At 73.9% G+C, this 20,511-nt stretch carries 16 protein-coding genes; 14 read left to right on the top strand and 2 right to left on the bottom strand.

From position 1 onward, the window contains the following. Window positions 1-100: 100 nt before the first annotated feature. The 8 genes from BMW27_RS05680 to BMW27_RS05645 all read left to right on the top strand — a co-directional run bounded on the left by BMW27_RS05680 (window position 101) and on the right by BMW27_RS05645 (window position 6,952). Window positions 101-685, top strand: a complete 585-nt coding sequence (locus tag BMW27_RS05680; protein WP_091440464.1) for a peroxidase-related enzyme — start codon at window positions 101-103, stop codon at window positions 683-685. 358 nt (window positions 686-1,043) lie between these two features. Further along, window positions 1,044-2,336: a cell division protein FtsZ gene (gene ftsZ, locus BMW27_RS05675; RefSeq protein WP_091440460.1), complete on the top strand. Its 1,293-nt coding sequence runs from the start codon at window positions 1,044-1,046 to the stop codon at window positions 2,334-2,336. A gap of 89 nt (window positions 2,337-2,425) precedes the next feature. Continuing rightward, window positions 2,426-3,157, top strand: a complete 732-nt coding sequence (pgeF, locus tag BMW27_RS05670; RefSeq protein WP_217638050.1) for a peptidoglycan editing factor PgeF — start codon at window positions 2,426-2,428, stop codon at window positions 3,155-3,157. A 113-nt stretch (window positions 3,158-3,270) separates the two neighbouring features. Further along, window positions 3,271-4,011, top strand: a complete 741-nt coding sequence (locus BMW27_RS05665) for a YggS family pyridoxal phosphate-dependent enzyme (RefSeq protein ID WP_091440457.1) — start codon at window positions 3,271-3,273, stop codon at window positions 4,009-4,011. Window positions 4,012-4,042: 31 nt separating this feature from the next. Then, the gene (locus BMW27_RS24270; protein ID WP_091440454.1) at window positions 4,043-4,840 is read left to right on the top strand and encodes a cell division protein SepF; all 798 of its coding nucleotides are present in this window, start codon (window positions 4,043-4,045) and stop codon (window positions 4,838-4,840) included. A 46-nt stretch (window positions 4,841-4,886) separates the two neighbouring features. Next, the gene (locus BMW27_RS05655) at window positions 4,887-5,186 is read left to right on the top strand and encodes a YggT family protein (RefSeq protein WP_012949290.1); all 300 of its coding nucleotides are present in this window, start codon (window positions 4,887-4,889) and stop codon (window positions 5,184-5,186) included. A 103-nt stretch (window positions 5,187-5,289) separates the two neighbouring features. Further along, window positions 5,290-6,018 (top strand): DivIVA-like cell division protein Wag31, encoded by a 729-nt coding sequence (wag31, locus tag BMW27_RS05650; RefSeq protein WP_091440450.1) that lies wholly within the window; start codon window positions 5,290-5,292, stop codon window positions 6,016-6,018. A gap of 148 nt (window positions 6,019-6,166) precedes the next feature. Next, complete coding sequence (locus tag BMW27_RS05645) at window positions 6,167-6,952, top strand: hypothetical protein (RefSeq protein ID WP_091440447.1); 786 nt, start codon at window positions 6,167-6,169, stop codon at window positions 6,950-6,952. 68 nt (window positions 6,953-7,020) lie between these two features. Here BMW27_RS05645 and ileS read toward each other — a convergent pair whose 3' ends face one another. Next, entirely contained in the window at window positions 7,021-10,191 is a 3,171-nt protein-coding gene (ileS, locus tag BMW27_RS05640; RefSeq protein ID WP_091440445.1) for an isoleucine--tRNA ligase, read from the bottom strand. 130 nt (window positions 10,192-10,321) lie between these two features. On the opposite strand from ileS, the gene BMW27_RS05635 reads away from it, so the two are divergent. Beyond that, window positions 10,322-11,833, top strand: a complete 1,512-nt coding sequence (locus BMW27_RS05635; protein WP_091440443.1) for a potassium/proton antiporter — start codon at window positions 10,322-10,324, stop codon at window positions 11,831-11,833. Between the two features lie 162 nt (window positions 11,834-11,995). Here the strand turns inward: BMW27_RS05635 and mqo are convergent, their stop codons facing one another. Then, the gene (gene mqo, locus BMW27_RS05630; RefSeq protein WP_091440440.1) at window positions 11,996-13,489 is read right to left on the bottom strand and encodes a malate dehydrogenase (quinone); all 1,494 of its coding nucleotides are present in this window, start codon (window positions 13,487-13,489) and stop codon (window positions 11,996-11,998) included. 105 nt (window positions 13,490-13,594) lie between these two features. Between mqo and lspA the strand changes: the two genes are divergently transcribed. The 5 genes from lspA to dnaE all read left to right on the top strand — a co-directional run bounded on the left by lspA (window position 13,595) and on the right by dnaE (window position 20,438). After that, on the top strand, window positions 13,595-14,332 hold the full coding sequence (gene lspA / locus BMW27_RS05625; protein ID WP_245743322.1) for a signal peptidase II: 738 nt from the start codon (window positions 13,595-13,597) through the stop codon (window positions 14,330-14,332). Between the two features lie 168 nt (window positions 14,333-14,500). After that, on the top strand, window positions 14,501-15,448 hold the full coding sequence (locus BMW27_RS05620) for an RluA family pseudouridine synthase (protein ID WP_091440438.1): 948 nt from the start codon (window positions 14,501-14,503) through the stop codon (window positions 15,446-15,448). A 31-nt stretch (window positions 15,449-15,479) separates the two neighbouring features. Next, window positions 15,480-16,274 (top strand): CPBP family intramembrane glutamic endopeptidase, encoded by a 795-nt coding sequence (locus BMW27_RS05615; RefSeq protein WP_091440437.1) that lies wholly within the window; start codon window positions 15,480-15,482, stop codon window positions 16,272-16,274. After that, complete coding sequence (locus BMW27_RS05610; protein WP_091440436.1) at window positions 16,271-16,696, top strand: GNAT family N-acetyltransferase; 426 nt, start codon at window positions 16,271-16,273, stop codon at window positions 16,694-16,696. The genes BMW27_RS05615 and BMW27_RS05610 overlap by 4 nt, the downstream gene beginning before the upstream one ends. 184 nt (window positions 16,697-16,880) lie before the next feature. After that, window positions 16,881-20,438 (top strand): DNA polymerase III subunit alpha, encoded by a 3,558-nt coding sequence (dnaE, locus tag BMW27_RS05605; protein ID WP_217638049.1) that lies wholly within the window; start codon window positions 16,881-16,883, stop codon window positions 20,436-20,438. Window positions 20,439-20,511: the final 73 nt, after the last annotated feature.

Genomic DNA, 20,511 nt, shown 5'->3' with positions numbered 1-20,511 from the left:
AGGACCCGTCCTCCTCACCGCTCGCCCGCTCGCGGTGAGCCGCTGGACGAGGCCGCCGTGGAGGGTGGCCGCGGCAGGTCCGGTGGGAGAGGGTGGCGGGGTGAGCACCGGGCCGGTCAGCCGCTTCCCCGTCCCCCCGCGCGACGAGCTGCCCGAGCAGCTGCGCGAGCGCTACGCCGAGGTGGAGGAGCGTTCGGGCTTCCTGCCCAACGTCTTCGCCGCGCTCGCCTGGCGCCCGGCCGAGGCGGCGGCCTTCTTCGCCATGCACGACGCGCTCATGGACAAGGACACCCCGGCGCTGTCCACGGCCGACCGCGAGCTGGTCGTGGTCGCCACCAGCGCGGCCAACGACTGCCTGTACTGCGTCGTCGCCCACGGGGCCATCGCCCGGATCCGCGCCCGCGACCCGTACCTCGCCGACCAGGTCGCCGTCGACTGGCGCAAGGCGCCGGTGTCCGACCGGCTGCGCGCCGTCCTCGAGGTCGCCGTCCGGCTGGCGGTGGACCCCGCCGCGGTCACCGCCGCCGACCTCGACCGGCTGCGCGACCACGGCCTGACCGAGGACGACGTGTGGGACGTCGGCGCCATCGTGTCGTTGTTCGCGCTGTCCAACCGGTTGGCGCACTGGGCCGCGATCCCGCCGAACGAGGAGTTCTTCCTGTTGGGCCGCGTCCCCCGCCGGTAGCCGGGACTGCACTGGGTCGCCGACCGGCGCCGCACCGTGTCCGGCGCCCACCCGTGGCGACACGCGCGGGTCCGCGACACGCCCGACACCGCAGATCACTTAGGCGAGTTCCCGATACGGGCATGTCACGGCCCTCGACCTGCACCTGAGACGGTTCCCGCGCGGGTCGTCACCCCTGGTGGTGCGGGTGTGACCACTGCGTCGCGCGAGATCGATGGGGAGCCGCGTGTCCGACACGCCGGGCCCGGGTCGGTGCTTGTAGCGCCTGCGAGCACCCACCTAACTTCGTGCGCGTCGACCTAGTTGACATAACTATAAGGCTTTACTTGAGGATGAGGGTCGAGGTCGGGAGCCCCACATGACACCTCCGCACAACTACCTCGCGGTCATCAAGGTCGTCGGCATCGGCGGCGGCGGGGTGAACGCGGTCAACCGCATGATCGAGGTCGGCCTCAAGGGGGTCGAGTTCATCGCCATCAACACCGACGCGCAGGCGCTGTTGATGAGCGACGCCGACGTCAAGCTCGACGTCGGCCGTGAGCTCACCCGCGGGCTCGGCGCCGGCGCCCAGCCCGACGTCGGCCGGCAGGCCGCCGAGGACCACCGCGAGGAGATCGAAGAGGTGCTCAAGGGCGCCGACATGGTCTTCGTGACCGCCGGCGAGGGCGGTGGCACCGGCACCGGTGGTGCGCCGGTCGTCGCCTCGATCGCCCGCAAGCTCGGCGCGCTGACCATCGGCGTGGTCACCCGCCCGTTCTCCTTCGAGGGGAAGCGGCGGGCCGTGCAGGCCGAGTCGGGCATCGAGGAGCTGCGCAACGAGTGCGACACGCTCATCGTCATCCCCAACGACCGGCTGCTGCAGCTGGGCGACCGCAACGTCAGCGTCATGGACGCCTTCCGGACCGCCGACCAGGTGCTGCTGTCCGGTGTCCAGGGCATCACCGACCTGATCACCACGCCCGGCCTGATCAACCTGGACTTCGCCGACGTCAAGTCGGTCATGTCCGGCGCCGGGTCGGCCCTCATGGGCATCGGCAGCGCGCGCGGTGACAACCGGGCGCTGCTGGCCGCCGAGCAGGCGATCGCCAGCCCGCTGCTGGAGGCCTCGATGGAGGGCGCCCACGGCGTGCTGCTGTCGATCTCCGGCGGCTCGGACCTCGGGCTGTTCGAGATCAACGAGGCCGCCTCGCTGGTCTCCGACGCCGCGCACGCCGACGCCAACATCATCTTCGGTGCGGTCATCGATGACGCCCTCGGGGACGAGGTGCGGGTGACCGTCATCGCCGCCGGCTTCGACGGCGGCAAGCCGCAGGGTCGCAAGGAGGCCGGCACCGCCTCGGTCCCGGCTGCCGCCCCGGTGGCCCCGCCGACCGCCCCCCGGATGCCGGTGCAGCACCCGCAGCCGGTGGGCGGCGTCCCGACGAGGGAGCGGCTGGTCACCTCGGCCCAGCCCCAGGCGCCGCAGGCGCAGCCGAACCCGCCGTCGACCTCGCAGCTGCCGGGCCGCGCGGCCGCGGGTGGCGGCGGGATCACCGTGCCGCCACTGCCGCCGGTCCCCGGCGCCAACGCGAACGCCGCCGCGGGCCGGCGTCCGCTGTCCAACGAGGACTTCGAGGAGGAGCTCGACATCCCGGAGTTCCTCCGTCAGTAGAAGGACCCCCGTGCCCCCCACCACTCGGAGGAGAAGGATCCCGTCCTCCTCATCCCTCGCAGGCTCGGGATGAGCCTCTGGACGGAGCCGTGAGCTCGGTTCCGGCCGCCTCGCGGGCGGTGCGACCCCGACGGGTCGTCACCGACCGGCGGGGCGGCCGGTCCGTGTCCCCGTACGACTCGTTCAACCTCGGCGTCCACGTCGAGGACGACCCGGTCGCCGTGGCCGCCAACCGGGAGCGGCTGGCCCGCGAGCTCGGCGTCGCCGCCGACCGGCTGGTGTGGATGGACCAGGTCCACGGCACGCGGGTCGCCGTCGTCGACGGGCCGGTCGACGGCCCGCTGGCCGGGACCGACGCCGTGGTCACGAGCACGCCGGGGCTGGTGCTCTGCGTGCTCGTCGCCGACTGCGTGCCGGTGCTGTTCGCCGACTCCGTCGCCGGCGTGGTCGCCGCCGTGCACGCCGGGCGGGAGGGCGTCCGGCACGGCGTCGTCCCCGCGACGCTGGCCGCGATGGCGCGGCTGGGCAGCCGCCCCGGCGACGTCACCGCCCTGCTCGGCCCGGCCGTCTGCGGCGCCTGCTACGAGGTGCCGCGGGCGATGCAGGCCGAGGTGGCCGGCGTCGTGCCGGCCGCGGCGGTCCGCACCCGCCGGGGGACGCCGGGACTCGACCTGCGGGCCGGGCTCGCCGAGGTGCTGCGCGGCGCCGGCGTCGGGCAGGTCGTGCACGACCCCCGGTGCACCGTCGAGGACCGCTTCCTCTTCTCCCACCGCCGCGACGGCACCACGGGCCGCCAGGCCGGGGTCGTCTGGCTCGGGTGAAGGGCCCTCCTGCGCCCCGCCGCTCGCAGGCTCGTGGCGGCACCCTGCAGGAGGGCCGTCCCGGCACGTCACCGGGCGCCGCGGACGTGTACGGGCGGGGGAGGATCGCCCTCGTGACCTCCCCGGCCGACCGCCTGCAGGCCGTCCGCGACCGCATCGCCGCCGCGGCCCGCGCCGCCGGTCGCGATCCCGCCGCGGTGCGCCTGCTCGCGGTGAGCAAGACCTGGCCGGCGGGCGCCGTCCGCGAGCTCGCGGCACTCGGACAGGCCGACTTCGGGGAGAACCGCGCCCAGGAGCTCACCGGCAAGGCCGCGGCGCTGGCCGACCTGCCGCTCCGGTGGCACTTCATCGGCCAGTTGCAGCGCAACAAGGCCGCCGCCGTCGCCCGGCTCGGCGCCGTCGTCCACTCGGTCGACCGGCTCTCGCTGGCCCGCGCCCTCGCCCGGGTCGGCGTCGGGACCGGACGGCCGGTCGAGGTCTTCCTGCAGGTCGACCTCGGCGGCCCCGAGGGGGAGCTCGCCGCCCGCGGCGGGGCCCACCCGGCCGAGGTCCCGGCGCTGGCCGACGCGGTCGCCGCCGAGGAGGGGCTCGTGCTCCGCGGGCTGATGGCGGTGGCCCCGCGCGGAGCGGCGCCCGGACCCGCCTTCGCCCGCCTCGCGGCGCTCGCCGAGCGGGTCCGCGCCGACCACCCCGAGGCGCGTGACCTCTCCGCCGGCATGAGCGCCGACCTCGAGGAGGCCGTGGCCGCCGGCAGCACGCTCCTGCGTGTCGGAACCGCGCTGTTCGGGACGCGGCCCCTAGCCTCCGGACAGGACGAGTCACACCAGTCACACGGGTCCCAGCAGCCCGGGTGACCACGCGCGCGGACGAAGAGGGGCAGGGCTGATGGCCGGAGCCATGCGGAAGATGGGCATCTACCTCGGGCTGGTGGAGGACGACGACGCCCGGGCCTACGGCCGGTACGACGCCCGCGATGGGGACGCCGACCGCTACGACCGCCTCGAGGAGCGCCGGTACTCGCGGTACGCCGCCGAGGAGGGCTACGACGACCGCTACGACGTCGGGGAGCGCTACGACTCCGACTACCGGGGTGACGGCTACCGCGACGGCGCCTACCGGGCCGACGACCGCTTCGCCGACCTCCCGGCCGACCTGCCGCCGGCGCCGGACCCCGAGCCGCTGGCGCTGCCCCGCCGCCCCGCCGCCAACCGCAACCTCGGCCTGGCGCCCAGTCCCGGTGGCTCCAGCGCCGCCCGCCTCGGTGGACTGGCCGGTGCCGGGTCGGTGCCCAGCCCGGCGACCGCCGTGTCCGGTCCCGTGGGGGCCGCCGGCCTCGCCGTCCGTGAGCCGGTCGCGGTCGCGCCGGAGCCGGAGCCGGCGCCCGCCCCGGCGCCCCAGCCGTACCGGATCACCACGCTGCACCCGCGCACCTACAACGAGGCGCGCCAGATCGGCGAGAGCTTCCGCGACGGCAAGCCGGTGATCATGAACCTCACCGAGATGGACGACGCCGACGCCAAGCGGCTCGTGGACTTCGCTGCAGGTCTGTCGTTCGGGCTGCGCGGTAGCATCGAGCGCGTCACGAACAAGGTGTTCCTGCTGAGCCCGCAGGACGTCGACGTGACGGCCGAGGACAAGGCGCGGATCCGCGAGGGTGGTTTCGCAGCCCGTCCCGAGGCCTGACACAGGACCGACCGGCACCCCGGGTGCCCTGGGACGAGCGAGGACCGTGGCACTCTTCTGGAACATCCTCTCGTCGGTCCTGCTCGTCTTCCTCGTGCTGCTCTTCGCACGGTTCGTCGTCGACTGGGTGATGGTCCTGGCGCGCAGCTGGCGTCCGTCGGGGCTGGTGGCGGCGGGTCTGGAGGTCGTGTACGCCACGACGGATCCGCCGCTCAAGGCGATCCGGAAGGTGATCCCGCCCCTGAACCTGGGGTCGATCCGCCTGGACCTCGCGTTTATGGTGCTCCTGATCGCCGTGTACATCCTGCGTGGCATCGTGAACAGCCTCGCGATCGCCGCCGCGTGACCGCTGTCCCCACCAGGGGCGGGGGTCCCGGTGGCCGGCCGGGGCCGTCCGCCGCCCGTCCGCCGTCGTCCCTGTCCCCGTTGTCCGACCCGAGGTGAAGTCGATGCCACTCACGCCTGCCGACGTGCACAACGTCGTCTTCAAGAAGCCGCCGATCGGGAAGCGGGGCTACGACGAGGACGAGGTGGATGCGTTCCTCGACGTGGTGGAGGCCGAGCTGGCCCGGCTGATCGAGGAGAACAACGAGCTGCGCTCGGGCTCTGCGACCGGCCGCACCCCACGCGCCGTCGAGGTGCCGGAGCCCCCGGCGCCCGCGCCCGTCGCCGCGCCGCCGCCCCCGCCGGCGCCCGTGCGCGAGGACGACAGCGCCCGCGCGTCGCGGATGCTGGCACTGGCGACCGAGACCGCCGACAAGTACGTCAACGAGGCCAAGGCGCAGGCCGACCAGATGGTCGTCTCGGCCAAGACCAACAGCGAGCGCATGGTCAGCGAGGCGCGGGCCAAGAGCGAGCAGATGGTCAGCGAGGCCAAGATGCGCGCGGACTCGATGGTCGGTGACGCGCGCACCCGCGCCGACACGATGGAGCGCGAGGCCCGCGCCAAGGCCGCCGCCCTCGACCAGGACGCCGAGCGCCGCCACGCCGAGGTCATGGGCTCGCTGGAGGAGAAGCGCAGCAGCCTGGAGCGCAAGATCGAGGAGCTGCGCACCTTCGAGCGCGAGTACCGCACCCGGCTGCGCTCCTACCTCGAGTCGCACCTGCGCGACCTCGACAGCCGCGGCTCGGCTGAGCCGGCGTCGAACAGCCGGCAGAACCAGCACGCCAGCGCCTGAGCAAGGACTCCGTCCCCCCACCCTCGCAGGTTCAGGGCGGGACCCGGGACGGGGCCGCCGCAGGGCCCCCGGACACCCGTCCGGGGGCCCTGTCGCGTTCCCGGCCCGTGGAGGCGTCGACGGCTGTGGTCCCGGCTACAGTCGGCGGGTGATCCTGGCTGCGGGTCTGCTGGTCCTGCTGGGCCTGGGACTGTTCGTCGGCGGCATCGTCACCGGCCTCGTCGCCCTCTACTGGGGGTGCGTGGCGGCGTGCGGGCTCGCTGCCGTCCTGCTGGTGGTGGCCCGGCTGCGGACGGCCCGTGAGGCCGGCGACCCCGACCGGCGCGCGGCGGAGTCCGCGTCCGGAGCGGGGACGACGACGTCGGTCGCGGCGACCGACACGCCGCCGCCCGAGGCGCCCCGTACCCCGCCGCAGCCGGTCGTGGACCCCGAGCCCGCCGCCGCCGCACCGGCCGGCGCGACCGCAGTCCGGACGCCGGAGGCCGCGCCCGAGCCGGCCGGTGCGACGGCACTGCGGACACCGGAGCGCGGACCCGAGCCCGAGCAGGAGCGGTCCGTCGAGGAGCCGCCCACCACCGTCCCGCCGACCACCGCAGCGGCCAACGGTCACGCCGACGAGCACATCCCCGCGCGTCGCGGCGCCCACGAGCCCCGCGAGAGCCCCGCGGACGCGACGACGGGGGAGCCCGGTGAGGAGGACGTCGAGGTCACCGACCTGCTGCTCGTGGTCGACCTGGCCGACGAGGTGCTGGTCGTCGACGAGCACCCGCGCTACCACCTGCCCGGCTGCCCGCACCTCGAGGGCCGGGAGGACATCGGGCTGCCGATGGTCGAGGCCCGCGCCGACGGCTTCACGCCGTGCGGCACCTGCCGCCCGGTGCGGCACCTCGCCGGGATCGAGCGGTCCCGGCGGCGGGCCGCCCGCGGCAACTGAGGGAGGACCCCGTCCTCCCGAGCCTCCGCGAGCTCAGGCGGGGCCCGGGACGGGGCCGTCCCAGGACGTCACGAGGCGTCGGCGCGGGCCACCCAGAACCGCGAGCCGGCCGGGCCCTCGACGCCCTGGCCGTCCCCGGGCTGCTGCGCGTGCACGCGGACGGCGAGCACCTCGTCGGCCACCTGCGGGCCCTGCTCGGTGAGGGCCTGGGCCATCGCGCCGTCCGCCGTCCACCACAGCTCGATGCGGTCGCTGACGGCCAGCCCGCCGTTCTTGCGGGCCTCCTGCACCAGCCGCACGGCCTCGCGGACCAGGCCCGCCCGCTCCAGCTCCGGGGTCAGCGCCAGGTCCAGCGCCACGGTCAGCCCGCCCCCGCTGGCCACGGTCCAGCCCTCGCGCGGCGTCTCGGTGACGACCAGGTCGCCGTCCTGCAGCGGCACGGCCGCCCCGTCGACCTCGACCGAGGCCGTCCCGCCGCGGTAGGCGGCCACCAGGGCCGGCGCATCGGCGGCGGCGACCGCCCTGGCCACCGCCTGCACCTGCTTGCCCAGCCGACGGCCGACCGCGCGGAAGTCGACCTTGACGCTCACGTCGACCAGCTCGCCGCCGACCGCGGAGAGGTCCATCAGCTCGGCCACGTTGAGCTCGTCGGCGACCTCGGCCACCAGGTCGCGCGGCAGCTCCGCCCACCCTGGGGCGGCCACGACCGCGCGGGCCAGCGGCTGGCGGGTGCGCACCTTGGCCGACGTGCGCGCCGAGCGGCCCAGCTCGACCAGCCGGCGCACCAGCGCGACCTGCTCGACCAGCGCGGCGTCGCGGGCGTCCGCGTCCACCTGCGGCCAGGAGGCCAGGTGCACGCTGTCGACCGCGTCGGGCTGCCCCGGCGCCACCGCGCGCGCCCACACCTCCTCGGTGACGAACGGCGTGAACGGCGCCATCAGCCGGGTCAGCACGTCGAGCACCTCGTGCAGGGTGGCCAGCGCCGCGGGGTCGCCGTCCCAGAACCGCCGGCGCGAGCGGCGCACGTACCAGTTGGACAGGTCGTCGACGAACTGCGCGATCAGCCGGCCGGCGCCCTGGGTGTCGAAGTCCTCCAGCGCCGCGGTGACGCCCTCGGTGACCTCCGCCAGGGTGGCCAGCGCCCAGCGGTCCAGCAGCGGCCGCTCGGCCGGCGCCGGGGCGGGGCTCGCGGTCGCGTCCCAGCCGTTGGTCTCCGCGTACAGGGTGAAGAAGCTCGCGGTGTTCCAATAGGTGAGCAGCACCTTGCGGACCACCTCGGACAGCGTCTCGTGCCCGACCCGGCGGGCCGACCACGGCGAGCCGCCGGCCAGCATGAACCAGCGGACGGCGTCGGCGCCGTGCCGGTCCATCAGCGGGATCGGCTCGAGGATGTTGCCCAGATGCTTGCTCATCTTCCGGCCGTCCTCGGCCAGGATGTGGCCCAGGCACAGCACGTCCTGGTACGAGTTCTCCTCGAACACCAGCGTGCCGACGGCCATCAGCGAGTAGAACCAGCCGCGGGTCTGGTCGATCGCCTCGCAGATGAACTGCGCCGGGTAGGCGGCCTCGAACTCCGCCTGGTTGCGGTAGGGCGCGCCCCACTGCGCGAAGGGCATCGAGCCGGAGTCGTACCAGGCGTCGATGACCTGCGGCACCCGCCGGTAGGTGCCCTCCTCGCCGGGCAGCGTGAAGGTCACCTCGTCGATGAACGGCCGGTGCGGGTCGAGGTCGGACAGGTCGCGGCCGGTCAGCTCCGACAGCTCGGCCAGCGAGCCGACGACGACCATGCGGCTCGGGTCGGCGTCGTTGCGCCACACCGGCAGCGGCGTGCCCCAGTACCGGTCGCGGGACAGCGCCCAGTCGACGTTGTTGCGCAGCCAGTCGCCGTAGCGGCCCCACTGGATGTGCTCGGGGTGCCAGTTCGTCTTCTCGTTCTCGGCGAGCAGCTGGTCCTTGACCGCGCTGGTGCGGATGTACCAGGACGGCTGCGCGTAGTACATGAGCGGCGTGTGGCAGCGCCAGCAGTGCGGATAGCTGTGCTCGTAGCGCTGCTCGCGCCACAGCACGCCGCGCGCCTGCAGGTCCTCGACCAGCGCGGGGTCGGCGGCCTTGAAGAAGTGCCCGCCGACCAGCGGGACGTCGGCGAGGAAGTGCCCGGTCGCATCGATGGGGTTGACCACCGGCAGCCCGTAGCCCCGGCAGACGACGAGGTCGTCGGCGCCGAACGCGGGGGACTGGTGCACCAGCCCGGTGCCGTCGTCGGTGGTCACGTAGTCGGCCAGGACGACGAAGTGCGCGTCGACCTGCTGACCGTCGGGGCCCTCGGGGAAGTCCACCAGCTCGAACGGTCGCCGGTAGTGGACCCGCTCCCAGTCGCGGCCGCTGGTGCGGGCCAGCACCTCGACGTCGTCGGCCTCGCCGAACACCGCGGCGAGCAGCGGCTCGGCGACCACCAGGGTGTCCTCGCCGCGCCGGGCCACGACGTAGGTGACGTCGGGGTTGACGGCGACCGCGGTGTTGCTCGGCAGCGTCCACGGCGTCGTCGTCCAGATGAGCAGGTCGGCCTTCCCGGCCCACTCGCCGCTGGTGACCGGCAGTCGCACGTACACCGACGGGTCGGTGATCGACTCGTACCCCTGGGCGACCTCGTGGTCGGACAGGCCGGTGCCGCAGCGGGGGCAGTACGGCGCGACGCGGTGGTCCTCGACCAGCAGGCCCTTGTCGAAGATCTGCTTGAGCGACCACCAGACGCTCTCGATGTAGTGCGGGTCCATCGTCCAGTAGGCGGTGGAGAAGTCGACCCAGAAGCCCATCCGGCGGGTGAGGTCGCTGAAGGCGTCGACGTGCCGCATGACCGACTCGCGGCAGCGGGCGTTGAACTCGGCGATGCCGTAGCGCTCGATGTCGGGCTTGCCGGCGAAGCCCAGCTCCTGCTCGACGGCGATCTCCACCGGCAGCCCGTGGCAGTCCCAGCCGGCCCGGCGGGGCACGTGCCAGCCCTGCATGGTCTTGAAGCGCGGGAAGACGTCCTTGAACGCGCGCGCCTCGATGTGGTGGGTGCCGGGGCGGCCGTTGGCGGTCGGCGGGCCCTCGTAGACGTTCCACTGCGGCCGGCCGGCGGAGGCCTCCAGCGTGCGGGCGAAGACCTTGTCGGCCTCCCAGCGGCCCAGGACCTCGTGCTCCAGGGCGGGCAGGTCGACCTGAGGGGGCAGCGCGCGGAAGGGGCCGGGTGAGCTCACCCCTCCATCATCCCCGAGCCCGCCACCCGGTCCGGACGCCGTCCCCCCGGCGCCGGCCGGCCGCGGCCGGGTCGCCGGACGGCGCTGGCCTCGGCGTACGGGAGACTGCCGAGGTGGACAGGGGCGCGCGGTGAACACGACGGTCACCGTCGCGCTCGCCGCGGGCGCGGTCGTCGTCCTCGTGGCGGCCGTGGCGCTCCGCCTGGCGGATCGGCTGGGACTGCCCAGCCTGCTGCTGTACCTCGCCCTCGGAGTGGCCATCGGCGAGAGCGGCCTCGGCGTCCAGTTCGAGGACTACCGCCTCACCCACACGCTGGCGTACGCCGCCCTCGTCGTCATCCTGGCCGAGGGCGGCCTGACGACCCGGTGGGGCGACGTCCGCCGCGCGATCGGACCGGGGGTCGCGCTGTCCACCATCGGAGTCGCGGTCAGCGTGGGGGTGACTGCCGCCGTCGGCGTCCTGGTCCTCGGCTACGAGTGGGGCTTCGCCCTCCTGCTGGCCGCGGTCATCAGCTCGACCGACGCCGCCGCCGTCTTCGCGACCCTGCGGCGGCTGCCCCTCCCGCGGCGGATGGCCGCCTCCCTCGAGGCCGAGAGCGGCCTCAACGACGCCCCGGTCATCCTGCTCGTGACCGTGCTGGCCGAGTCGCTCACCGGAGCGACCACGCAGCCGTGGTGGCTGGTCGGCCTGGTGGTGGCTGCCGAGCTCGCCGGAGGCGCCGTCATCGGGGTCGGGATCGGCTTCGGGGGCGCCGCGCTGCTGCGCCGGGTGGCGCTCCCCGTGGCCGGCTTCTACCCCCTGGCGACCCTGGCGCTCTGCGTGCTCGCCTACTCATCGGCGTCATTGGCGCACACGTCGGGCTTCGTCGCCGTCTACCTCTGCGGCCTGGTGCTGGGCAACGCCACGCTGCCGCACCGGTCGGCCAGCATCGGGTTCGCCGAGGGCATGGCCTCGCTGGCGCAGATCGGCCTCTTCGTCCTGCTCGGTCTGCTCGTGTCGCCCGGCCGGTTGTCCGACGCCATCGGGCCGGCGCTCGTGGTGGGGGCCGCGCTGCTGCTGCTCGCCCGGCCGCTGTCGGTGGTGGCCAGCCTGGTGTGGTTCCGGTTCCCGTGGGGGCAGCAGGTGTTCATCTCCTGGGCGGGGCTGCGCGGAGCGGTGCCCATCGTCGCGGCCATCATCCCGCTGACCGCGCAGGTCCCCGGGGCGACGACCGTCTTCGACACGGTGTTCGTGCTGGTCGTCGTCTTCACGATCGTCCAGGGCTGGTCGCTACCGTGGCTCGCGCGGCGCCTGCGGATCGCCACCCCCGTCACGCCCCGTGACGTGCAGGTCGAGGCTGCGCCCCTGGAGGAGCTGGACGCCGAGCTGATGCAGCTGACCGTGCCGGAGGGATCCCGGCTGCACGGTGTCTACCTGCCGGAGCTGCGGCTGCCCGAGGACGCCGCGGTGGTGCTCATCGTGCGGGACGGCCGGTCGTTCGTGCCCGGCCCGACGACCCGGCTCATGCGCGGCGACCAGGCCCTGCTGGTGTCCGCGCGCGGATCGCGGGCGGAGGCCGAGCGGCGGCTGCGCGCGGTCAGCCGGGCGGGCCGGCTGGCCACCTGGCGCGGCGAGTCCGGCGCCGCCTCGGGAGCGGACTGAAGGAGGACCCCCGCCCCCCGCCACTCGCAGGCTCGCGGCGGGACCCTGCAGGGGCCGGCCGCTGCCCGTGTCCCGGTCGGGGGACCCCCCGGGCCCCGCGACCGGTCCACCCCCGGCCAGGTGCCGTCCCCGGCCGCCGTCGCGCCCCCCACGACGGACGGCTCAGCCGTTGAGCTCCAGGGTCTGCATCGTCTCGGCGCGGACCTCGGCCAGCAGCGCCGGGTCGTCGTTGAGCCGGCGGCCGTAGGAGGGGATCGCCTCCTGCAGCGTCGGGCGCCACGCGGCGATCCGGTCGGGGAAGCAGCGCTCGAGCACGGTGAGCATCGCCGAGACCGCCGTCGACGCGCCGGGGGAGGCGCCGAGCAGGCCGGCGATGGTCCCCTCCCCGCCGACGACCAGCTCGGTGCCGAACTGCAGCACACCGCGCCCGGTCGCCGGGTCGCGCTTGATCACCTGGACCCGCTGGCCGGCGGTGATCATGTCCCAGTCCGCCTGCTCGGCCAGCGGCACGAAGGCGGTGAGCGTCTCGTGCCGGGCCCGGCGCGACTGGAGCAGCTCGCCGATCAGGTAGCGGGTCAGCGCCAGCTCGGTGCGGGCCACGCCCAGCATCGAGCCCAGGTTGTTCGCCTTGACGCTCAGCGGCAGGTCGAAGACCGAGCCGGCCTTGAGGAACTTCGGCGAGAAGCCGGCGTACGGGCCGAACAGCAGCGAGTGGTCGCCGTCGATGAGGCGCAGGTCCAGGTGCGGCACCGACATGGGCGGAGCGCCGACGGCGGCCTGGCCGTAGACCTTCGCCTGGTGCGCGGAGACCAGCTCGGGCGAGTTGGTGCGCAGGAACATGCCGCTCACCGGGAAGCCGCCGAAGCCGCGGATCTCGGGGATGGCGGCCTTCTGCAGCAGCGGCAGTGCGCCGCCGCCGGCCCCGACGAACAGGAACCGGGTGCGGACGGTGCGCTCCTCACCGCTGACGGTGTCGCGCACGGTCACCGACCAGCGGCCGTCGTCCCGGCGCCCGACGTCGGTGACCCGCTGGTTGACGTGCACGTGCACACCGCGGTCCTCGGCGGCACCGAACAGCAGCCGGGTCAGCGACCCGAAGTCGACGTCGGTGCCCGCGGCCGAGCGGGTCGCGGCGACCACCTGGTCGACCGGGCGGCCGGCCATCACCAGCGGCACCCACTCGGCCAGCACGGCGGGGTCGTCGGTGTGCTCCAGGCCCTCGAACACCGGCTGCGCGGACATCGCCGCGTGGCGGGTGCGCATGTAGGAGCGGCCGGCCTCGCCGGTCACGAAGCTGACGTGCGGGACGGGGGTGATGAAGTCCTTGGGCGACCCGGTCAGCCCCGAGCGGACCAGGTGCGACCAGAACTGCCGCGACACGGCGAACTGCTCGTTGATCGTCACGGCCTTGGTGACGTCGACCGAGCCGTCCGGGCCGGCGGGCGTGTAGTTGAGCTCGCAGAGGGCCGCGTGGCCGGTCCCGGCGTTGTTCCACGGCCCGGAGCTCTCGCCGGCCACCGCAGGTCCGGACTCGAAGACGGTGACGCTCCAGTCCGGGGCGACGACGCCGAGCAGCGACGCGAGCGTCGCGCTCATGACGCCGCCACCCACGAGCACGACGTCGGGGTCGGTGGCTGGGGCGAGATCGGTGGACACGACGGCCTTCCGGCTCAGGGGGAGGGTGCTGCCTCTCCAACATCGACCAGCGGGCCTTCGAACATGTCACCCTCCGTGGTGAGATGCCTCGCACCCCGCCATGAGATGAGTCACACCGTCCCGGGTTGCGGGTCGCGGCGGACGGCGTCAGGAGCTCGTTCCGGCCGCCGCTATCGTCGGGCGGACGGCGCCCACCGGCCGCGCCGGCCACCGCCAGTCCCCTCGACCGAGGAGTCCTCCCTGCCCAGCCTCAGCGATGCCCCGGACGGACCGGGCGACCCCCAGGACGGCGCCGTCGCGGCCTCCGGGGGCACCCCGGCACGCCGTCCCCGCACCCGGCTGCTGCTCCTGCTCGCGCTGGTGGTGCTCGTCCTCGACCTGGGCACCAAGCTGCTCGTCGTCGCCACCGTCGAGCGCGGCGCGGACATCCGGTTGCTGGGCGGGGCGCTGTACCTGACCCACACCCGCAACACCGGGGCCGCGTTCTCCTTCGCCGAGGGCTTCACCGTCGTCTTCACGCTCATCGCGGTCGCCGTCGCCGTGGTCATCGTGCGCACCGCCCGCCGGCTGTTCGCCACCGGCTGGGCCGTCGCACTCGGCCTGGTGCTCGGCGGCGCGGTCGGCAACCTCGTCGACCGCGTCTTCCGGGAGCCGGGCTTCCTGCGGGGCGGCGTCGTCGACTTCATCTCGGTGTTCGCACCGGACGGCGAGTTCTACCCGGTCTTCAACGTCGCCGACTCGGCGATCGTGTGCGGCGGGGTCCTCGGCGTGGTGCTGGCGCTGCGCGGCGTCGAGTTCGACGGCACCCGCGGCACCGGGGGCGACGCCCCGGCGCGCGACTGAGGGAGGACCACCTCCTCCCCGCGCCCGCGAGCTCGGCCCCGGCCCCTGGAGGGCGGCCGTCCCGGTACGTCACCAGGCTGGCGGCGGGACCCTGCAGGGGGGCGGCACGCGGGTGCACGTGCCGTGTGCTGGCGGTGTTGCGCGGGACCCGTCGCCGCGGCGGTCAGAATGGACGCCGTGAGCACTCCCGCGGGCCAGCACCGGGCCCTCCCGGTGCCCGACGGGCTCGAGGGACAGCGCGTCGACCAGGCGCTGTCCCGGCTCTTCGGCCTCTCCCGCGGCGCGGCCGCCGACCTCGCCGACGCGGGTGCGGTGGTGGTCGACGGCCGGGTGCGCGGCAAGGGCGATCGGATCAGCGGCGGCAGCTGGCTGGAGGTCGAGCTGCCCTCGCCGCCGGGGGAGCCGGCCGCACCCGAGCCGGTCCCCGGGCTCACCGTCGTCCACGACGACGACGACATCGTGGTGGTGGACAAGCCCGTCGGCGTCGCCGCGCACCCCAGCCCCGGCTGGGAGGGGCCTACCGTCGTCGGCGGGCTGGCCGCGGCCGGCTACCGCATCTCGACCTCGGGGGCCGCCGAGCGGCAGGGCGTCGTCCACCGCCTGGACGCCGGGACGACGGGGCTGATGGTGGTGGCCAAGAGCGAGCGGGCCTACACCGCGCTCAAGGCCGCCTTCAAGCAGCGGACGGTCGAGAAGGGCTACGCCGCCCTCGTGCAGGGCCACCCCGACCCCTCCCGGGGCACCATCGACGCCCCGATCGACCGGCACCCCAAGCACGACTGGAAGTTCGCCGTCGTCCAGGGCGGGCGACCGTCGGTGACCCACTACGAGGTCGCCGAGGCCTTCCCGGCCGCCAGCCTGGTCGACATCCGGCTGGAGACCGGTCGCACCCACCAGATCCGGGTGCACTTCTCCGCGATGCGCCACCCCTGCGTCGGCGACACCACCTACGGCGCGGACCCGACCCTGGCCGCCCGGCTGGGCGTCTCGCGGCAGTGGCTGCACGCCGCGCGGCTGGGCATCCCGCACCCGGCCGACGGGTCCTGGATGGCGTTCACCAGCCCCTTCCCGCCCGACCTGGCCGGCGCGCTCGACGTCCTGCGCGCCGAGTCCTGACGCCCGTGCGAGCGGGCCGGCGAGCTCGGCCGTGACCACCCTCGGGCTGCCCGGCTCGCTCGCGGAGTGGGGCCCGGCCGCGCTGTCCGCCGTCGTCGTCGCCGGCTACCTGGTGGTCGGGGAGCCGTTCGTCGGCCACGTGCTGCACCGCCGTTTCGAGGGCCGGCTGCGCGCCGACGACGGCGCGCGCCGGTTCTTCTACGCCCGGCTGCTGGTGCTGGAGTGGGGCCTGGCGGTGGTCGCCCTGGTGGTCTGGCTGTCGGCACCCGGGGTGGACGCCGGTGCCGTGGGCCTGCGCTGGCCGCAGTCGTGGCCCGGCCCGCTGGCCGTCGCGGCCACCGTCGTCGTCCTCGGCTTCGTCGTCGTCTCCACCCGGGCGCTGCGCTCGGGTGCGCTGGCCCAGGCGGCGACCGAGCTGCGCCGGCCGGGGGAGGGGCGGCACGCCGAGCCGGCCGTGCACGCCACCCTGGCGCTGCTGCCGCGGACGACGGCGGAGCGGCGGTTGTTCACGCTGGTCGGGATCACCGCCGGCGTCTGCGAGGAGTGGCTCTACCGCGGCTTCTTCCTCGCCGTGCTGGGGGCGGTCGGCGGGGAGCTGTCGACGCCGGTGCTGGTGGGAGCCGGCGCGCTGGCGTTCGGGCTGGCGCACGCGTACCAGGGCGTCGCCGGCATCGTGACGACCGGCGTCCTGGGCGGCGTCATGGCCGGGCTGTACCTGGGCACCGGGTCGCTGCTGCTGCCCGTCGTCCTGCACGCGCTGATCGACCTGCGCTTCCTGCTGGTGCCGGCGTCCGCGCTGCCCGACGTCGTCCGGCGGCCGACGTGAGGGCCCGCCGGGCCACGGCGGCGGACTGGCCGGAGGTGGCCGCTCTGCGCACCCGCGTCTTCGTCGAGGAGCAGGGCGTGCCGGCCGAGGTCGAGCAGGACGCGCACGACGCCACCGCGGTGCACGCCGTCGCCGAGGACCCGGACGGTCGCGTGGTGGCCACCGGGCGGCTGCTGGTCCGCGACGGCCGGGCGGTGATCGGGCGGATGGCGGTCGACGCGCGGGCCCGCGGGCGTGGCCACGGGGCCGCCGTCCTCGCCGAGCTGCACCGGCAGGCCGCCGTGCTGGGCCTGGCCGAGGTCGAGCTGCACGCCCAGCTCACGGCCCGGGGCTTCTACGAGCGGGCCGGGTACACCGCTGTCGGCGACGTCTACGAGGAGGCCGGTATCGCGCACGTCACGATGCGGCGTCCGGTGGTGTGACGGATCGGTCCTCCGAGGGCGAGACACGTTCTGTCAGAGCCCCGGAGTAGACCTCCGGGGGTGCGAGGATCGGGTCGCCCCCGGCCCCCACCCCCGGACCACAGCACCGCCGGTCTTCCCCGCCGGTCGCCCGCCGGATCCCCGACGGCCGGGCACGCACGACCCGTGAGGAGCACCAACGAACGTGAGCACCCCGTCGTCCGACTCGTTCGTGCACCTGCACGTACACACCGAGTACTCGATGCTCGACGGAGCGGCCAAGCTGCCGGAGGTCACCAAGGCCGCCGCCGAGCAGGGGATGCCGGCGCTGGCGATGACCGACCACGGCAACGTCTTCGGCGCCTACGACTTCTACAAGCACGCCAAGGCCGCCGGCGTGAAGCCGATCATCGGCATGGAGGGGTACTACACCCCGGGCTCGCGCTTCGACCGGGCGCCGTTCGACTTCGGCGAGAACCTCATCGACGAGGACGGCGAGGGCGGCTCCTCGCGCGGCAAGGCCGCCTACACGCACATGACGCTGCTGGCCCGCACGACGGAGGGGATGCACAACCTCTTCCGCATCTCCTCGATGGCCAGCCTCGAGGGGCAGTACCGCAAGCCGCGGTTCGACCGCGACCTGCTGGAGCGCTACGGCACGGGGCTCATCGCCACCACCGGGTGCCCCTCCGGTGAGGTCAACATGTGGCTGCGGGCCGGCAAGCACGACAAGGCCCGGCAGGCCGCCGCCGACTTCCAGGACATCTTCGGCAAGGAGAACTTCTACGCCGAGGTGATGGACCACGGGCTGGCCATCGAGAAGAAGACCCGCCCGGCGCTGCTGGAGATCGCCCAGGAGCTCGGCATCCCGCTGCTGGGCACCAACGACCTGCACTACACCCACCGCGAGGACGCCGAGGCGCACGACGCGCTGCTGTGCATCCAGACCGGGTCGCGGCTCAACGAGACCAACCGCTTCAAGTTCAACGGCGACGGCTACTACCTGAAGTCGGCCGCGGAGATGCGCGCGCTGTTCAGCGAGCTGCCCGCGGCGTGCGACAACACGCTGCTGGTGGCCGAGCAGTGCGAGGTGGAGTTCACCGAGGGCGCCGACCTGATGCCCCGGTTCCCGCTGCCGCCGGGGGAGGACGAGACCTCCTGGTTCGTCAAGGAGGTCGAGCGCGGGCTGCACAAGCGCTGGCCGGGTGGCATCCCCGACCACGTGCGCAAGCAGGCCGACTACGAGGTCGGGATCATCACCCAGATGGGCTTCCCGGGGTACTTCCTCGTGGTCGCGGACTTCATCAACTGGGCCAAGGACAACGGCATCCGCGTCGGCCCGGGCCGTGGCTCGGCCGCGGGCTCGCTGGCCGCCTACGCCATGGGCATCACCGACCTCGACCCGCTGGCGCACGGGCTGATCTTCGAGCGGTTCCTCAACCCCGAGCGCGTCTCCATGCCCGACGTCGACATCGACTTCGACGACCGCCGCCGCGGCGAGGTCATCCAGTACGTCTCGCAGAAGTACGGCGAGGAGCGGGTCAGCCAGATCGTCACCTACGGCACCATCAAGGCCAAGGCCGCGATCAAGGACGCCGCCCGCGTGCTCGACCGGCCCTACTCGGTCGGCGACGAGCTCACCAAGCTGATGCCCCCGGACGTGATGGGCAAGGGCATCCCGCTGTCGGGGGTCTTCGACCCGGCCCACCCGCGCTACAAGGAGGCCGCGGAGTTCCGGGCCCGCTACGAGTCCGACCCCGGCGCGGCCGAGGTGGTCGACCAGGCGCGCAAGCTGGAGGGCCTGAAGCGGCAGTGGGGCGTGCACGCCGCCGGCGTCATCATCGGCCGCTACCCGCTGATCGACAGCATCCCGATCATGCGGCGCGAGGCCGACGGCGCGGTCATCACGCAGTTCGACTACCCGACCTGCGAGACGCTCGGCCTGCTGAAGATGGACTTCCTGGGCCTGCGCAACCTCACGGTCATCGACGACGCGCTGCGCAACATCGTCGCGAACGGCAAGGAGCCGATCGACCTCGACGAGATCAGCAAGGACCTCACCGACCCGGCCACCTACGCGCTGCTGGCCCGCGGTGACACCCTCGGCGTCTTCCAGTTCGACGGCGGCCCGATGCGCTCGCTGCTGCGGCTCATGCGGCCGGACAACTTCGAGGACATCTCCGCCGTCGGCGCGCTCTACCGGCCCGGCCCGATGGGTGCGAACTCGCACACCAACTACGCGCTGCGCAAGAACGGCCAGCAGGAGATCACGCCGATCCACCCGGAGCTGGCCGAGCCGCTGGAGGACATCCTCGGCACGACCTACGGCCTGATCGTCTACCAGGAGCAGGTCATGGCCATCGCGCAGAAGGTCGCCGGGTACTCCCTCGGCAAGGCCGACCTGCTGCGCCGTGCGATGGGCAAGAAGAAGAAGTCCGTCCTCGACGCGGAGTTCGTCGGCTTCGAGGCCGGCATGAAGGAGCGCGGCTACTCCGACGCGGCGATCAAGACGCTGTGGGACATCCTCGTCCCGTTCGCCGACTACGCCTTCAACAAGGCCCACTCGGCCGCCTACGGCCTGGTGTCCTACTGGACCGCCTACCTCAAGGCCAACTACCCGGCCGAGTACATGGCCGGGCTGCTGACCAGCGTCGGCGACGACAAGGACCGCCGGCCGATCTACCTGGCCGAGTGCCGGCGGATGGGCATCAAAGTGCTCCCCCCGGACGTCAACGAGTCGTCCTGGGACTTCACCGCCGTCGGCACCGACATCCGCTTCGGTCTGGCGTCGGTGCGCAACGTCGGGCACAACGTCGTCGACTCGATCCGCCGGGCCCGCGAGGAGAAGGGCGCGTTCAAGGACTTCCCCGACTTCATGCGCAAGATCGACACGGTGGCCTGCAACAAGAAGGTCATTGAGTCCCTGGCCAAGGCGGGGGCGTTCGACTCCCTCGGCCACTCCCGGCAGGGCATCGTCGCCGTCCACGCCCAGGCCGTGGACTCCGCGATGGCGCTCAAGCGCAAGGAGGCCGAGGGGCAGTTCGACCTGTTCGGCAGCTTCGGGGCCGAGGGCGGCGACGACCCGTTCAGCGGGGCGCTGGACATCGCGATCCCGACGGCGGACTGGTCGAAGTCCGAGCGGCTGGTCTTCGAGCGCGACATGCTCGGCCTCTACGTCTCCGACCACCCGCTGCACGGCGTGGAGCACGTGCTCGCGGCCAACGCGGACACGCCGATCGCGGAGATCAACGCCGGCGGCGTCGAGGACGGCGCGAACGTCACCATCGCCGGCATCCTCACCTCGGTCGCGCCGCGGACCAACAAGCAGGGCGCGCCGTGGGCCATCGCGACCCTCGAGGACCTCGAGTCCGGCATCGAGGTGCTGTTCTTCCCGAAGACCTGGGCGGAGGTCTCGGAGAAGGTCGTCCGCGACCAGATCGTCGTGGTCAAGGGGCGGATCAGCCGGCGTGACGACCAGCCCTCGCTGTTCGGCTCCGAGGTCACCATCCCCGAGCTCACCGAGGGCGCTCGCGGCCCGGTGCTCGTGTCGATGGCGGCGGCCCGCTGCACCCCGCCGGTGGTCGAGCGGCTCCGCGAGGTGCTGGGCAGCCACCCGGGCACCACCGAGGTGCAGCTGAAGCTGGTCAACGGCAGCCGGGAGACGGTGCTGCGGCTGGACCAGGGGCTGCGGGTGCGGCCGAGCACGGCGCTCATGGGAGACATCAAGGCGCTGCTCGGCCCGACCAGCGTCGCCCTGCTCTGAGGAGGGCCATCCCCCAACGCCTCGCATGCTCGGCGTGGGCCCCTGGAGGGTGGCCGTTCCACCACCTCACCGG

It is taken from the genome of Geodermatophilus poikilotrophus, from assembly GCF_900111455.1.
GTDB classification, from domain to species: Bacteria; Actinomycetota; Actinomycetes; order Mycobacteriales; family Geodermatophilaceae; genus Geodermatophilus; species Geodermatophilus poikilotrophus.
Note: the sequence above shows the minus strand (reverse complement) of the source record. Positions and strands in the feature narration are given on the sequence as shown.

Excerpts from the sequence above, each read along its gene's own strand:
- lspA (WP_245743322.1), top strand. The coding sequence starts at position 13,595 with ATGAGTCACACCGTCCCGGGTTGCGGGTCGCGGCGGACGGCGTCAGGA.
- ftsZ (WP_091440460.1), top strand. The coding sequence starts at position 1,044 with ATGACACCTCCGCACAACTACCTCGCGGTCATCAAGGTCGTCGGCATC.
- wag31 (WP_091440450.1), top strand. The coding sequence starts at position 5,290 with ATGCCACTCACGCCTGCCGACGTGCACAACGTCGTCTTCAAGAAGCCG.
- BMW27_RS05620 (WP_091440438.1), top strand. The coding sequence starts at position 14,501 with ATGGACGCCGTGAGCACTCCCGCGGGCCAGCACCGGGCCCTCCCGGTG.
- BMW27_RS24270 (WP_091440454.1), top strand. The coding sequence starts at position 4,043 with ATGGCCGGAGCCATGCGGAAGATGGGCATCTACCTCGGGCTGGTGGAG.